The organism is Pandoraea terrigena (genome assembly GCF_902459705.1).
Classification (GTDB): Bacteria; Pseudomonadota; Gammaproteobacteria; order Burkholderiales; family Burkholderiaceae; genus Pandoraea; species Pandoraea terrigena.
In genome coordinates, this window is sequence record NZ_CABPRU010000006.1 from 104751 (window position 1) to 119824 (window position 15074).

The window sequence follows — 15074 nt, forward strand, 5'->3', positions numbered from 1 at the left end:
GTCGGGGGGAGCCGTCCCGCCCATTCGATAGGAAAAGAGCGGCGGGGACAGATCGTGTCCGGGCGCCGCCCTGTCGCGCCGCGATGCGGCGGGTATCACCCCGTCTCATCGCGCTTGCGCACGCTTTACTGCTTGATGACCGTCTTGGCTTCCTTCACCAGATCGTCCGACAGGGTCACGCCTTGCTTGGCCGCCGCCGCCGTGTTGACGAACAGTTCCAGGTTCGAGCTGGTCTGCGAGGCAATCGCCCCCGGCTTCTCGCCCTTCAGGATGCGACCGACCACCTTGCCGGTCTGACGGCCCAGGTCGTAGTAATTCACACCCAGTGCCGCGATGGCGCCGCGCTTCACGCTATCGGTATCCGACGCCACCAGCGGGATCTTGCGGTCGTTGGCCACCTTCACCAGCGATTCGTAAGCCGACACGACGTTGTTGTCCGTGTTCGTGTAGATCACATCGACCTTGCCGACCAGGCTGCTGGCCGCCGAGCTGATGTCGACGGTGCGCGGCGCAGCGGCTTCGACCAGCGTCAGTCCGGCCGCCGGCAGCAACTTCTTCAATTCGTTGACGACCACGACCGAGTTCGCTTCACCCGGGTTGTACACCATGCCGACGCGCTTGGCGTGCGGTACGACACGCTTGATCAGCGCGATCTGCTTGTCCAGCGGCAGCTTGTCGGACACGCCGGTCACGTTGGTGCCCGAGGGCGCCCAGTTCTTGACCAGTTGCGCCGCAACCGGATCGGTCACGGCCGAGTAGACCAGCGGCACGGACTTGGTCGCAGCCGCCACGGCCTGCGCGGTCGGCGTGGCAATGCCGATGATCACGTCCGGCTGGTCGCCCACGAACTTGCGCGCGATCTGCGCGGCCGTACCGACATTGCCCTGTGCGCTCTGATATTCCCACTTGAGGTTCTTGCCGACCTCGTAGCCTTCCGCCTTGAGTTCGTCGCGTGCGCCATCGCGGATGGCGTCCAGCGCCGGGTGCTCCACGATTGCCAACACTGCCACCGATTTCGTCCCCTGCGCGAATGCCGCGCCGGTCGCGCCCAACAACGTTGCGGCCACTGCGCACAACACGGTGCGCTTGGCGAATTTGCCCATCGTCGACATTAAAACTCCTCCAGGAATGCTCTTTCTTTGATAGGTGCGCTGAGCCCGTGTCTCGCCGGGCCTCACTCGGATGCACACAAATCGTGCACCGGCGCGTGGGGCACAGTCTACCCACATCCCCCGCAGCGAACAACGGTTGCCAACGCAACCGCCCGGAAGGCCCGTGGAATATCGAAGTGCGCGGAAAAACTGGCAGATTGATGCGTCGATCGGAAAAAAAATAGTCGATCTGTTCGCTTGGAATCCAATGTGCGCATATTAATGCGCCGTCTTCAGCCAGTTCAATTCATCGAAAATCGGAATAATGCGCCAAATTTCTGAAGGCATGTGCTCTTTTGCACAACAACCGCGCAAACCGATTCCTGCCATGCAGGAAGGCGTCCACGTGATTTCAGAATTGGCTTTTGGGGGAACCACGCACCGCAACGCACCACGCGTCGGATCGGGTCAGGGGGCGTTCTTGCTGTCGTCCAAGCCGAGGGCGGCGACTTCGGTGCGGGAGAGGCGGCGGATTTCCACCTTGGCATGCCCGGCGCGAATGAAGTTGAGCTGCTTGGCCGCGGCGTAGGAGAGATCAATGATGCGATTGCGTGCGTAGGGACCGCGATCGTTGATTTTGACGACGACGGTCTTGTTATTGGCGACGTTGCGCACGAGCGCGAAGCTGCCTAACGGCAACGTCGGATGCGCAGCGGTCGGCTCGTTCATGTCGAACGATTCACCGGTGGCCGTGCGACGCCCGTGAAACCGCTTGCCGTACCAGGACGCCATGCCGGTCTGGTAAAACGTGCCGGCGTCAGCGCGCAAGTGCGCTTCGCCGTCACGTTCCTGCGCATCGGGTTCGCTGGGACTGAGGCCTTCGGTGCGATACGCCTTGCCGGGCCACTGCAGATCGAAGCTCGACCCGACCGGCGCGTTGGCTTCGCGCGCGCGGGCGCGCGCGTCTGTCGCCGAAGCGGCGGCAGCCGTGTGGCTGAGGGGTTCGAGCGGCGTTGTGCAGGCTGTCAACGTCAGGGCGATGGCGCAGCCGACCGCGAACCGTGTGAGGATCTCGCGTGTTCGCATAGCGCGCAAGTTTAACACGACGCCAAATGCAACCCATCAGCGAGCGTTCACTTACGCGCCGAGACCGGCTGAATCGTCATTGTGCTGAATTGATCGGTGACCTCGAATCGATCCCGTTCGAGCGTCCGGGCCTGCCTGGCGTGCGGTGGTCGAGCGGGCCGTCGGCTGCGACGCGCCCGGCGAGCGTCGGCCAGCCCGAATTACAATAGCGGAAACTGTGTCCCCGATATCCCATGAACGTCACTCTGATTCCTGTCACGCCTTTCCAGCAAAACTGCACCCTGCTCGTTTGCGATGCGACGAAGCGCGCCGCCGTGGTCGACCCCGGCGGCGACATCGACCGGATCGCGGGCGAGATCGAACGCCAGGGCGTGACGCTCGAGAAAATCTTCCTGACGCACGGTCATCTGGACCACTGCGGCGGCGCAGGCGCGCTGGCCGAGAAGTACGGCGTGCCGATCGAAGGCCCGCATCCGGACGACGCCTTCTGGATCGACCAGCTCCAGACGCAGAGCGCGCGCTTCGGTTTTCCCGAGCCGCAAGCCTTCACGCCGGACCGCTGGCTCGGCGACGGCGACACGGTCACGTTCGGCGAAGTCGCCCTCGATGTGCTGCATTGCCCGGGGCATACGCCGGGGCATGTCGTGTTCTTCTCGGCGGACGAGCGTCTGGCCAGCGTGGGCGACGTTCTCTTCGCCGGCTCGATCGGCCGCACCGATTTTCCGCGCGGCAACCATGCCGACCTGATCGCGTCGATCCGCGACAAACTCTGGCCGCTCGGCAACGACGTGACCTTCATTCCCGGGCACGGCCCTGTCTCAACATTCGGTCAGGAACGTCAGACCAACCCGTACGTGGCCGACGCCGTGCTCGCCCGGAGCGCCGTATGAGTGAGGCCGTCTCGCGTATCCCCTCGCGCATCATTCCCGCCGACGAGGAAATTTTCGTCAGTACCGATGTCGAGGCCGACGGCCCGATTCCCGGCCCGCATTCGATGCTGAGTTTCGCCTCGGCGGCCTACACGGCCGACAAGGAGCTGATCGGCACGTTCAGCGCCAACCTCGAATGCCTGCCCGACGCGAAGGGGCACCCACTGACGATGAAGTGGTGGAAAACCGAGCCGGACGCATGGGCCGCCTGCCGCGTCGACCCGGAAGATCCGGCGAAGGCACTCAAGGCGTATGTGAAGTGGGTGGAGAAGTTGCCGGGCAAGCCGGTGTTCGTTGCCTATCCGGCGGGGTTCGATTTCACGTTCATGTTCTGGTACATGATGCGTTTCGTCGGCCGTTGTCCGTTCTCATGGTCGGCCCTCGACATCAAGACGCTCGCGTACGCCATGACCGGCATGCCCTATCGCAAGTGCATCAAGCCGCGTCTGCCGCAAGTCTGGCTCGACCCGCTGCCCCATACGCACGTGGCGCTAGACGACGCGCTCGAACAAGGCGCGCTCTTCTGCAACATGCTCGCCGAGCTGCGCGAGCAGCAGAAGACGCTGACTGAACTTCCCGGCTGGCGCGGCGCCGGACTCACGGCGAACGCCGACGCCCCGGTGTTCGGATCGGCCGCGGCGCAAGCGGCTGCCGCAGCAGCGGCGGCCGAATCGCCAGATACCGGCCCCGGCAAGGACAGCGCGGCCCACGGCTGAGCGAAGGCCAGGGGCAGCGCGACGCCATTACAGCCTGGCGGGAACGGTCCGATGCGAAGTGCGGCGCCCCCCCCTGCCGACTACAGCACGTCGTTCGCCAACGCCGGCGGACGCGCAATCACGGCCCTGTCGCCGTTGACCACGATGGGGCGCTGCAACAGCTTCGGATGCGCCGCCACCGCAGCGAGCAGGGCGTCGTCGGTCATCGCCGTGTCGGCCAATCCCAGCTCGGCGTACTCGCTTTCGTTGCTCCGGATCATCTCGCGCACGGGCACGCCCAGCAGCTTGTGCAAGCGCTTGAGGTCGGCCAGCGTCGGCGGCGTCTTCAGGTATTCGATGATCTGCAGATCGCTGCCGCCCACTGCCGGCGCCCCCTCCACCAGGGCCAGCGCTTCGCGCGACTTCGAGCAGCGCGGGTTGTGATACACGGTAATCATGGTCGCTCCAATACGTTGAAAATGCGTCCGGCGCGACGTCGTCGTTCACGCTTCGCACGCGCGCCGCGAGTATGCATCGTATCGCCGCATGCCGCCACTGACGCACCTCCTCCCCGTCATCTCCCGCGGCGCTCCCCCCGCCGATTCCCCCGATTTACCGGCCTGACGCCGCGCATCCGGCAATGGGTAGGCCGCCGCGAAGCCCTCTACGTGTTTACCGCGCTGCGCATCGCGCATGCGCCACCTAACATAGGCAAGGAGGGTTGCGCGTCGCACCAGCGGGCCGCACTGCCACACCGCATCGCAACGGGAATCGCTTCGGACGTACCCGTTCGCGATCCGTGAAACCGCTCCCTCCGGTAGGTGAAAAGGAAGAGAAGTGTCGCGGATGTTGGGGGAAACGACGTATGGATACGCAACCTTATCAGTGGCGGCGGGCGGCGAAGGCCGCCACAAGCGTCTCCGTCATCGCATGCGCCCTGGCCGTATGGGGCTGCGCCAATCCGGATTTCGAGCCCAAGAAGCCACTCGTTCTCAACCTGACGCCGGCCCAGGTGCCACTCACAGCGCTCGATCAGTACAAGATCGCAGCGGCGCAACGCGTGACCGCAGTCAACGCCCGCGAGATCACCCCTGGCAATCCCCAGCCGATGTTGCGCTCAGTGGTATCGCTCGAATATTGGGTCGACCGCGGCGGTAACGTCACGAGAGTGGCGCTCTATCGCAGCAATGGCGACCATGAGGCGGAACGCATCGCCGTCACTAGCTTGCGACGGGCCAGTCCGTTACCGATGCCGAGCCGGGCGCTGGTCGACAGCAGCGGACGCGTGCGCGCCGTCGAAACCTGGCTCTTCAACGACGATGGGCGCTTCCAGTTGCGCAGCGTGGCGGCACCTCAGATCGACGGGCAGTGATATCGTGACGGGCATCGATCCACCCTGCCCGGCGCGTGTCGGGCGACGGAGATGCGCATGCCGCGATTTGCTGCGAACCTGACCCTGCTTTATCAGGAAGTGCCGTTCCTGGACCGTTTCCGCGAAGCCGCGAGCGATGGTTTCCGAGGCGTGGAGTGCCTGTTCCCGTATGATCATCCGGCGCAAGCGGTGCGGGCGCGTCTGGACGACGCGGGGCTCACGCAGGTGCTGTTCAATACACCCGCCGGCGACTGGGCCAGCGGCGAGCGCGGGCTGGCTGCGCTACCGGGACGCGAGGCGCAGTTTCGGGACGGCCTCGAACGCGCGCTCGACTATGCCGATACGCTGGGCTGTCGCCAACTTCATGTGATGGCGGGATGCCCCGACGCCTCGGCATCGCTCGAGCGCTGCCGGGCCGTCTATCTCGACAATCTCGCCTATGCGGCCGCACAGGCTGCCGCGCATGGCATCACGATCCTGATCGAACCGATCAATCCGCGCGACTTCCCCCGCTATTTCCTCACGCGCCAGGATCAGGCCCAGGCCATTCGCCACGAGGTTGGCGCCAGCCATCTCAAGGTGCAGTTCGACATCTATCACTGCCAGATCGTCGAGGGCGACCTGGCCGTCAAATTGCGTCAGCACATTGCCAATATCGGGCATGTGCAGGTCGCTGGCGTCCCCGCGCGTCACGAACCCGACACCGGCGAAGTCAACTATCCGTTCCTGTTCCGTCTGCTCGACGAACTGGGTTATGCCGGATGGGTGGGGTGTGAGTATCGTCCGCAGGGCGCAACGCGCGAGGGGCTCGGCTGGCTCAAACCGTGGCTCAGGGCCACCCGATAAGGCGCCGAATCGCGACACCGGCAATGCGGATATTCATTTACGCACGGGTGAATCGATTTCCGAAAAGTGAATCGGAGGGCGAACCAGTCTTCGGGATGACGACCAAAGGCGTAGGAAAGATGTAGGTCTGTGGAGGGGAAAAAAATGGCGGGACACGCGGACCCGCCAAAACCACACGCTACGGGGTTAGCGCGAGGAGACCAGATTCAGAGCACTGCATCGAACTACCTTGCAGATCGCGCCGGGGGACGCATTCCACCGATACAGTCGCGCTGCCGTGTTACCGGGGGATAAGCACGTCAGCGTTGAGAAGCATTTTGGTGGAAACGTCTGGGGGGAGGGGTAACAAAGTGTTTCAGGTTGTAACACCTGCGCCGTCGACGCGCTTTCCCGGATGACCTTCGCGCCTTTCCTGGCGTGCCTTTCAGGCGCGTCGGCCGAAGCACAATTTGGTTCGTGATCCTGAGTAACTTGTCCGCCAAAGCATCCATGACGGCGACGCTCGCGCGCCAACCCATCGCGTCAGTGTGCCGCGAACGCGTTTCACGTTCGGTGCGTCAATGTGCTAAGTTCATTCCTTGTGCGTGGCAGCAAAGTGGGCGTGCGCGATCCGCGGGCGCACCATCGCCGCGGATCGGCAGCACCACGAGCACAATGATTCCGTCAACGACAGCACCGGCCCTGTCGGGCCGCATTCGCATGGACACCATGGAACGTTTGGGGCAGATACTGGCACGCGACCGCGTGATCGGGGTGGTGGGCCTGTCGCCGCGGCCGGACCGGCCGAGCCACACCACATCGCGTTACATGCAGCAGCACGGGTACCGGATCGTGCCGATCAACCCGGAGGCGGCCGACGCCGGCGCGACGATCCTGGGCGAGCCCGTCTACGCGAGCCTGACCGAGGCGGCCGACGCCTTGCGCACCGAGGGCCTGCGGATCCAGATGGTGGACTGCTTCCGTCGCAGCGGCGATATTCCGCCCATTGCGGACGAGGCCGTCGCCATTGGGGCCAACAGCCTGTGGATGCAGTTGGGCATTGAAAACGACGACGCCGCGGCCGTCGCGCTGGCGGCAGGGCTGGACGTCGTGATGGACCGTTGCGTCAAGATCGAGCACCAGCGCTGGCAGATGCAAGGGGGCCATCCCCGCGCCAGCGTCGACGCACCGCCGCTGAGAGCGCCCCTTCCGAAACGCTGAACCGCCGACTTCCGACTCTGCCAATCGCCTGCTGATATGACCATCGACGCCGATCTACTCGCCTACTACGACCAAATGGCGCGCAAGTACCCCGTTAGTGCCGACGACGGCACGCCGAGCGCGCAGGACGTGCGCACCCGGTTCGCCACCATCGCCGGCGAGGCCCTGCGCCCGTTGCCGGCCGGCGTGCGCAGCGAGACTATCGACATTCCGCTGCCCGGCCGCACCCTGCGAGCGCGGCTATATCGCCCGATGGGCCGCGAAGTGCCGCTCGTCGTGTTCTTCCATGGGGGCGGCTGGGTCGTGGGAGACGTCGACACGCATGGAACGATGGCCGCCTTCCTGGCGCAGGACGGCGACGTGGCGGTGTTGAGCGTCGATTACCGGTTGGCGCCCGAGCATCCGTTCCCGGCACCCGTCGACGACGCGCGTGACGCCTTGGCATGGGCGGCGGAGCAGCGCGCGCAACTGGGCGTGCGGGTCGACCGCCTGGCCGTGGCGGGCGACAGTGCCGGGGGCCACCTGGCGGCGCAGGCGGCGGCGTGGTTCAACGATCGGCATCCCGGGATCGTTGGTGCGCAATTGTTGATCTATCCGGTCGTGCAGTACCGCTTCGACACCCCCAGTTACGAGCGCCTGGCGGACGGTGTCGGCCTGACGCGCGACGAGATGCGCTGGTACTGGCAGACATTCCTGGGCGACGTGGAACCGTCGTCCGACGACGTGCGAGTCAATCTGACCGCGCAGGCGCCGCGCCATGCCTTGCCGCACGCATTGGTCATCGCGGCCGAATACGATCCGTTGCACGACGAAGCGGTATCGTACGCACAGTTCGTGGCGAGTTGGGGGGGCCGGGCGGAGATCATCGAGGCGCCCGGCCTGACACACAGTTTCGCGAGGCTACAACCGTTCGTCCCGCAGGCGCGGCTGGTCATGCACGACGCGGCACAGCGCCTGCGCGACTGGCTTGGATAACACCGGGACCCAGGCCGTCACTTCAGCCACTTGTCGACGACCTTCTGATATTCCCCGGTCTTCTGCGCGAGGTTCAGCCACTGGTCGACGTATTGCTTGAAGATGTCGTCGCCACGCGGCAGCAGGTAGGCCTTCTCGCCGAACTGCAGCGGCTTGTCGGGGTTGACCGGGCACAGTGTCGGATTCAGCTTGTGCTGCAGCAGAGTTTCTGAGGCGTCGGTGACCATCACGTCGGCTTTGCCGTCGACGATTTGCTTGAAGATCGTGACGTTGTCCGGGTAGATCGTGAGTGTGGCGTTCGGCAGGTACTGGCGGGCAAACCGTTCGTTCGTGCCGCCCGGGTTGGCGATGGCACGCGTGCTGGGCCGGTTCAGATCGGCAAGCGTCTGGTACTTCGCCACGTCGGCACAGCGCACGATCGGCGACTTGCCGTCGACCATGACCACACTGCTGTAGTAGGCGCGCGCCGCGCGATCGAGCGTGACGGACACGCCACCGACCGCGATATCGCACTTGCCGGCGGTGAAATCGTCCATCAGCCCTTTCCAGGTGGTCGGGACGATCACGGGCTTCACGCCCAGCGACTTCGCCAGCGACGCGACCAGATCCACGTCAATGCCCTCGAACTGACCGTCGGGACGCCGAAACGAGTAAGGCTTGTAGTCGCCCGTCGCGCAGGCGCGCAGCGCGCCCGATTTGATGATGTCGTCCAGTCGGGAGTGAATGGCGGGGGGCGCGGAAGGACTCACGACGGCGGCCGATTGCGCGTAGGCTGCGGAAACGGCAAGCGCCGCCCCCGCCATGAGGGCCGCGCGGGCGGCCGTCAACATGACTTTCATGCTTGTCTCCTGAGGTTTGACGTAGTGGCGCACTGCGCTCCCGTACTGTCTGATGCAGCGCGTGGGGCTTAATAGTAAAGACACTCCGGGCCAACGCCAATCGGTATGACGGCAGTGTGCCGTGCGCGCCACGCCGACTCGCCGCCAGTGACTGATGTGCGGCATAACAGCCCGCCGTGCGTCCAGGCCGAGGATACGCGAGTAAAATGGCCGCTTGCCCCAACCCTCCAACCCACCGCCGCGACGTGTCCCAAGCTCTGCAAAACGATACTTTCCTGCGCGCCCTGCTGCGCCAGCCGACCGAGTACACGCCGATCTGGCTGATGCGCCAGGCGGGCCGGTACCTGCCCGAATACAATGCCACGCGCGCGAAGGCCGGCAGCTTCCTGGCGCTCGCCAAGAACCCCGCCTACGCCACCGAGGTCACGCTGCAGCCGCTCGAGCGCTTCCCGCTCGATGCCGCCATCCTGTTCTCGGACATCCTCACCATTCCCGACGCCATGGGCCTCGGCCTGTCGTTCGAGGCGGGTGAAGGGCCACGTTTCGCCCACCCGCTGCGCACCGAAGACGACGTGCACCGCCTGCAGGCGCCGGACCTCGACAGCCTGCGTTACGTCTTCGACGCCGTTGCCGAGATCCGCCGCGCGCTGAACGGGCGTGTGCCGCTCATCGGCTTCTCCGGCAGCCCGTGGACGCTCGCGTGCTACATGGTCGAAGGGGCTGGGTCGGCGGACTTCCGTACCGTCAAGACGATGATGTATGAGCGTCCCGACCTGATGACGCACATCCTCGAGACCAACGCGCGCGCCGTCGCGGCCTACCTGAACGCCCAGATCGAAGCGGGCGCGCAAGCCATCATGGTGTTCGACACCTGGGGCGGGGCGCTGGCCGACGGTCTGTACCAACAGTTCTCGCTCGCGTTCATGCAAAAGGCGCTCGCGGGCGTGCACCGCGAATGGAACGGTGCGCGGATTCCACATATCGTCTTCACCAAGGGCGGCGGTCAGTGGCTCGAAGCCATTGCCGACACCGGGCCCGACGCCATCGGACTCGACTGGACCGTCGATCTCGCAGCCGCGCGCCGCCGTGTCGGCGACCGTTGTGCGCTGCAAGGCAATTTCGATCCCACCGCCCTCTTTGCATCGCCCGAGGCCATACGTACCGAGGCCCGCCGTCTACTCGACGCTTATGGCAACGCACCAGGCCACGTTTTCAACCTGGGGCACGGTATTTCGCAGTTCACGCAACCGGACCACGTGGCGGCGCTCGTCGACGAAGTTCACGGCTACAGCCGCAAGCTGCGCCAGACGGCGTAGTCGCCAACGCGCACAAGTGGCGGTGCGGATCGCGAGGCCATTTGCCCCGCAAATCCAACCGCCGTTCCAAGCACAGAATGTCAAGTGTCAACCTGTCGAGTAACCCCTCCAATTTACGGAGTTGTCCCGAAGACTTATACACAAATTCTCGCTGCGCCGCCGCAAGTGAGAGACCAAGGGAAAGCCCCTTGAGCGTTGTTCATAAGTCATTGATCAAAAAGCATTTTTGATTCGAGCAAAGTCGAGACGCAGCACCGCGCGAGGGCCGTCTGGTGGGGCTGACGAGAGATAATCCCCACAGTTCTCAACATAGTTATCCACAAGCACTCCCGGCCCACCGGAAACCCGACTCAAATCCGGGGTTTACCGACACTTCTCAGGATTCACTTTAAGTTTGACCCGCGCCGACGATCTTTCCGAACCGTCTCTTGCATCGACTGAGGATGCTCTGTCCCCGGTCGCCATGCCACGCATCGGTGCCCCCGCTATCGCCCGCGTGGCGCTTGATACGCCGCTGCTCACGCTGTTCGACTATCGGCTCGACCAAGCCGCGAGCCCGGGGCAACTGGTGCAGGTGCCGTTCGGACGCCGACAGGTGGTGGGCGTCGTCTGGGAATTGACGCACCGCAGCGAAGTCGACCCGGGCAAGCTGCGCGACGTCACGGCCGTCTGGCATGAATTACCGCCGCTCGGCGACGACTGGCGCGACCTGATGCAATTCGCCTCGCGTTACTACCAGCGCGGGGTTGGCGAGGTCGCCCTGCCCGGCGTCCCCGCGCATTTGCGCACCCCGATGCGCTGGCCTCGACTGCTCGCCCAGCGCGGCGTGCAACGTTACCGGCTGGCCGACGGTGCCCTTGCCGCACTTCTGGAGAACGTCCCCGCCCGCTTGCGCGCGCAGCGCCGCCTGGCCGAAGGCCTGGCGCAAGCCGGCACACTCGATGCGGACGAGGTGCGAACCCTGTGCGCGAAGGCCGCCGACGTGCTCAAACAGTGGGCGGCCGCCGGCTGGGTCGTCGTCGACACTGTGCCGTTCCACGAAGCGGTGCGTCATGCCGACGAGGCTGACAGTGAGGATGACGAATCGAGCGCCACCGAGTCCGCCGAAGCCGACGATTCCACCGATTCCGCGCTCGCCGATACGTCGGCCCACCGCGATGTCGCCCCCTCCGACGCCCCGCGCGCCGCCAGGACGTTGACCGCCGGGCAGGCTGACGCCGTCGCGGCCATTCACGACGCCCTCGAAGCCGCGGGCGCCCGATGCCTCGACGCCGCAACGTCGACCGGCGAGAACGACGCGGCCCGCACGGGCGCCGCAGATGACCTCCCCCCCTGCCCCCCGTTCCTGCTCTACGGCGTGACCGGCAGCGGCAAGACCGAGGTCTATCTGCGCGCGGTGGCCGAGGCCCTTCGCGAGCGCGACGCCCAGGTCCTCGTGCTCGTACCGGAAATCAATCTGACGCCGCAACTCGAAGGCGTGTTCCGCGCGCGATTCCCTGAAGAAGCGCTCGTCACGCTGCATAGCGGACTGGCCGAAGGCGAGCGCGCCCGGCACTGGCTGGCGGCCCATCGCGGTGAAGCGCGCATCGTGCTCGGCACCCGGCTCGCGGTCATGGCGTCGCTGCCGCATCTGCGCCTTATCGTCGTCGACGAAGAGCACGACCCGTCCTACAAGCAACAGGAAGGACTGCGTTACTCGGCGCGCGACCTCGCGATCTGGCGTGCGAACCGGTTACGCATCCCTGTCGTCCTCGGCTCGGCGACGCCATCGCTCGATAGCTGGCGACGCGCCGAGCAGGGCCGCTACGTGCGTCTCGCGATGCCCGAACGCGCCACGCCCGATGCCGTGCTGCCACGCGTCTCGCTCATCGACATGGACATCGAACACAAGCGTCAGCGCACGGTGCACGAGGGATTGTCGCAATCGCTGCTTGCCGCCATTCGCGCCCGGCTCGAAGCGGGCGAGCAAAGCCTGCTGTTCCTGAACCGCCGTGGTTACGCCCCGGTGCTCAACTGCGATGCTTGCGGCTGGATCAGCGACTGTCGCCGTTGCAGCGCCCACATGGTGCTGCACAAGCCCGAGCGGCGGCTGCGCTGCCATCACTGCGGCGCCGAGTCCCGCATTCCGCACGCCTGCCCCGATTGCGGCAATCTCGATCTCGCGCCGCTGGGGCGCGGCACGCAGCGCATCGAGGAGGCACTGGCCGAACAGTTCCCCGAGGCGCGGCTCGCGCGTATCGACGCCGACAGCACGCGCCGCAAAGGCAGCGCGCAGGCGTTGTTTGCCCAGGTACATGCGGGCGAAGTCGACATCCTGATCGGCACGCAGATGGTCGCCAAGGGCCACGACTTCCGCAACGTCACGCTCGTGGGCGTGGTCAACGCCGACAGCGCCCTGTTCTCGCACGACTTCCGGGCAGCCGAGCGTCTCTTCGCGCAGTTGATGCAGGTGGCCGGTCGCGCCGGGCGTGCGGCCCGTGCCGATGGCCCCGGCGACGTGCTGATCCAGACACGCTACGCGTCGCACCCGTTGTTCGCATCGCTCATGCGTCATGACTACGCGGGCTTCGCGGCGCAACAACTGGAGGAGCGGCGTGTCGCCTTGCTGCCGCCGTTTACGCATCAGGCGCTGCTGCGCGCCGAAGCCCGGCGGCTGGATGACGCCATGACGTTCCTCAAACAGGCCCGCGAGATCGCTGCCACGCCCGCGCTGCACGACACGCGCATTGCCCTGTGGGATCCGGTGCCAATGACGATGGTGCGGATCGCGGGTACCGAGCGCGCCCAACTCGTCGTCGAAAGTCCGCATCGCGGCGCGCTGCAACGCTTCCTCACCCACTGGATGGGCGAGCTGCGCGCCCTCAAGGCCCCCGTGCGCTGGCATCTCGAAGTCGATCCTCTCGAAATATAAATCGGTATATAACGTTCCGGAAATTTGACAACATCGCCCGAATCTCCGACGATGCTGACAGCAGTCGAGCACCGCACGTCGAACGGTTCACGTCATCTGCACGATAAGAAGTCCTACAGGAGACATCCCGATGAAATCGCACGACCGGAGCGCCGCGCCTACGGCGCCACACCCCGCCACACCGTCCCTCCCCACCGAATCCCCCCTGGCCGAGGCTTCGCGGCGCCGCTTCCTGCGACGCGCGGGTGCGCTGGGCGTCGGTGCCAGCCTTGCGGGGCGGGCGCTCGACGTACTCGCCGCCACCACCGCACCGCAGATGGTGACGCTGCCGTTTGCGAATGGAGAACGCGAACTCATCGCGTATCCGCAGAAGCGGCCGCTGATCCGCTTGACGGCGCGCCCCCCGCAACTGGAAACGCCGTTCGCGGTCTTCAATGACGGACTCATCACGCCGAACGACGCGTTCTTCGTGCGCTATCACCTGGCGGGCATTCCGACCGACGTCGATCCGGCAAAGCATCGGATTCACGTGCGCGGCAGCGTTGCCAAACCGCTCGACATCTCGCTCGCGTCGCTCAAGAAGGATTACGGTGCGCCGGTGGAACTCGTGGCCGTGCATCAGTGCTCGGGCAACAGCCGTGGCTTTTTCGAACCGCGTGTCGCGGGCGGGCAGCTCGCCAATGGCGCCATGGGCAACGCGCGCTGGCGCGGCATTCCGCTCAAGCGGATTCTCGAACGCGCGGGCGTGTCGGCCAGTGCGAAGCAAGTGACGTTTGAAGGTCTCGACCGGCCGGTCATCCCCACGACGCCCGAATTCGTGAAGGCGCTCGACCTCGATCACGCGATGGATGGCGAAGTGATGATCGCGTTCGCCATGAACGGCAAGGATTTGCCGATGCTCAACGGCTTTCCGGTGCGCCTGGTCGTGCCGGGCTACTACGGCACGTACTGGGTGAAGCATCTGGCGGACATCAACGTCATCGACAAGGTGTTCGATGGCTTCTGGATGGCGACGGCGTATCGCATTCCCGATAACGACTGCAATTGCGTCACGCCGGGCAAGGCGCCTGAAAAAACGAAGCCGATCGAACGCTTCACCGTGCGCTCGTTCGTCACGAGTCTGGCCGATGGCCAGCACGTGGCGGCGGGCAAGGCGCTACGCGTGCGCGGCATCGCGTTCGACGGCGGCGAAGGCATTCGCGACGTGCAGTTCTCGGCCGATGGCGGCCAGACCTGGCAGGCGGCCCACCTTGGCCACGAACTGTCGAAGTACTCGTTCCGCGAATGGACGGCGTCGTTCACGCCTCCGCGACCCGGCGAGTACGCGCTCCAGGTGCGGGCGACGAATCGTGCAGGGGTGTCGCAACCGCTGCAATCGCTGTGGAATCCGGCCGGCTATCTGCGCAACGGGGTGGAAACCGTGCGTGTGGTCGCGGCTTGAGACGGGGGACGATCATGAACGTTTCGAAGATTGCTTGCCGGGCGGCCCTGCTGTCCGGTCTGTTAGGTCTGTGCGGCGCCCTCGCGGCCCCGGTGCATGCGCTGGAGATCAAGCTGCCGCAAGCGACGTCGCAGTTGAAAGCCTCGACGCTGGCCGGTTATCAATCGGCCAACTCCTGGTGCGTCATGTGCCACTCGCTCGACTACGTCAACACCCAGCCGCCCATGTCGGCCGCCTTTTGGAGCGCGGAAGTCACGAAGATGGTGAAAGTGTATGGCGCCCCCATCCCGGAAGATCAGGTCAAGCTGATTTCGGAGTATTTGGGAAAAACGTACGGCACCGACCAGAAATAACGCCCCCCGCCCCGGCCTGT

The 15074-nt window shown here is 65.3% G+C and carries 14 protein-coding genes; 10 read left to right on the forward strand and 4 right to left on the reverse strand.

Annotated elements, in window-relative coordinates; genetic code table 11:
* Positions 1-125 precede the first annotated feature (125 nt).
* Both PTE31013_RS14300 and PTE31013_RS14305 read right to left on the reverse strand, forming a co-directional pair.
* Positions 126-1112, reverse strand: a complete 987-nt coding sequence (locus PTE31013_RS14300; protein WP_150613462.1) for an ABC transporter substrate-binding protein — start codon at positions 1110-1112, stop codon at positions 126-128.
* Between the two features lie 447 nt (positions 1113-1559).
* Positions 1560-2177: a septal ring lytic transglycosylase RlpA family protein gene (locus PTE31013_RS14305; RefSeq protein WP_150613463.1), complete on the reverse strand. Its 618-nt coding sequence runs from the start codon at positions 2175-2177 to the stop codon at positions 1560-1562.
* Positions 2178-2410: 233 nt separating this feature from the next.
* On the opposite strand from PTE31013_RS14305, the gene PTE31013_RS14310 reads away from it, so the two are divergent.
* Positions 2411-3067: an MBL fold metallo-hydrolase gene (locus PTE31013_RS14310; protein ID WP_150613464.1), complete on the forward strand. Its 657-nt coding sequence runs from the start codon at positions 2411-2413 to the stop codon at positions 3065-3067.
* Positions 3064-3822: a 3'-5' exonuclease family protein gene (locus PTE31013_RS14315; RefSeq protein ID WP_150613465.1), complete on the forward strand. Its 759-nt coding sequence runs from the start codon at positions 3064-3066 to the stop codon at positions 3820-3822. Before PTE31013_RS14310 ends, PTE31013_RS14315 begins: the two co-directional genes overlap by 4 nt.
* 80 nt (positions 3823-3902) lie before the next feature.
* On the opposite strand, the gene arsC is transcribed toward PTE31013_RS14315, so the two are convergent.
* Positions 3903-4259: an arsenate reductase (glutaredoxin) gene (gene arsC, locus PTE31013_RS14320; protein WP_150613466.1), complete on the reverse strand. Its 357-nt coding sequence runs from the start codon at positions 4257-4259 to the stop codon at positions 3903-3905.
* 407 nt (positions 4260-4666) lie between these two features.
* Here arsC and PTE31013_RS14325 point away from each other — a divergent pair, with 407 nt between their 5' ends.
* The 4 genes from PTE31013_RS14325 to PTE31013_RS14340 all read left to right on the forward strand — a co-directional run bounded on the left by PTE31013_RS14325 (position 4667) and on the right by PTE31013_RS14340 (position 8194).
* Positions 4667-5173: an energy transducer TonB family protein gene (locus PTE31013_RS14325; protein ID WP_150613467.1), complete on the forward strand. Its 507-nt coding sequence runs from the start codon at positions 4667-4669 to the stop codon at positions 5171-5173.
* 57 nt (positions 5174-5230) lie between these two features.
* Entirely contained in the window at positions 5231-6019 is a 789-nt protein-coding gene (gene otnI, locus PTE31013_RS14330) for a 2-oxo-tetronate isomerase (RefSeq protein ID WP_150613468.1), read from the forward strand.
* Between the two features lie 699 nt (positions 6020-6718).
* A complete protein-coding gene (locus tag PTE31013_RS14335) occupies positions 6719-7219 on the forward strand; it encodes a CoA-binding protein (protein ID WP_150613469.1) in 501 nt (166 codons plus the stop codon).
* A gap of 36 nt (positions 7220-7255) precedes the next feature.
* Positions 7256-8194: an alpha/beta hydrolase gene (locus PTE31013_RS14340; protein ID WP_150613470.1), complete on the forward strand. Its 939-nt coding sequence runs from the start codon at positions 7256-7258 to the stop codon at positions 8192-8194.
* A 17-nt stretch (positions 8195-8211) separates the two neighbouring features.
* Here the strand turns inward: PTE31013_RS14340 and PTE31013_RS14345 are convergent, their stop codons facing one another.
* A complete protein-coding gene (locus PTE31013_RS14345) occupies positions 8212-9024 on the reverse strand; it encodes a transporter substrate-binding domain-containing protein (protein ID WP_150613577.1) in 813 nt (270 codons plus the stop codon).
* 254 nt (positions 9025-9278) lie between these two features.
* Here PTE31013_RS14345 and hemE point away from each other — a divergent pair, with 254 nt between their 5' ends.
* From hemE to sorB, 4 genes are all read left to right on the forward strand, one after another.
* On the forward strand, positions 9279-10349 hold the full coding sequence (hemE, locus tag PTE31013_RS14350; protein WP_281351813.1) for a uroporphyrinogen decarboxylase: 1071 nt from the start codon (positions 9279-9281) through the stop codon (positions 10347-10349).
* Positions 10350-10743: 394 nt separating this feature from the next.
* The gene (locus PTE31013_RS14355; RefSeq protein ID WP_246174569.1) at positions 10744-13260 is read left to right on the forward strand and encodes a primosomal protein N'; all 2517 of its coding nucleotides are present in this window, start codon (positions 10744-10746) and stop codon (positions 13258-13260) included.
* Between the two features lie 130 nt (positions 13261-13390).
* The gene (sorA, locus tag PTE31013_RS14360) at positions 13391-14701 is read left to right on the forward strand and encodes a SorA family sulfite dehydrogenase catalytic subunit (RefSeq protein WP_246174571.1); all 1311 of its coding nucleotides are present in this window, start codon (positions 13391-13393) and stop codon (positions 14699-14701) included.
* Positions 14702-14715: 14 nt separating this feature from the next.
* On the forward strand, positions 14716-15054 hold the full coding sequence (sorB, locus tag PTE31013_RS14365) for a SorB family sulfite dehydrogenase c-type cytochrome subunit (RefSeq protein ID WP_150613473.1): 339 nt from the start codon (positions 14716-14718) through the stop codon (positions 15052-15054).
* Positions 15055-15074 lie beyond the last annotated feature (20 nt).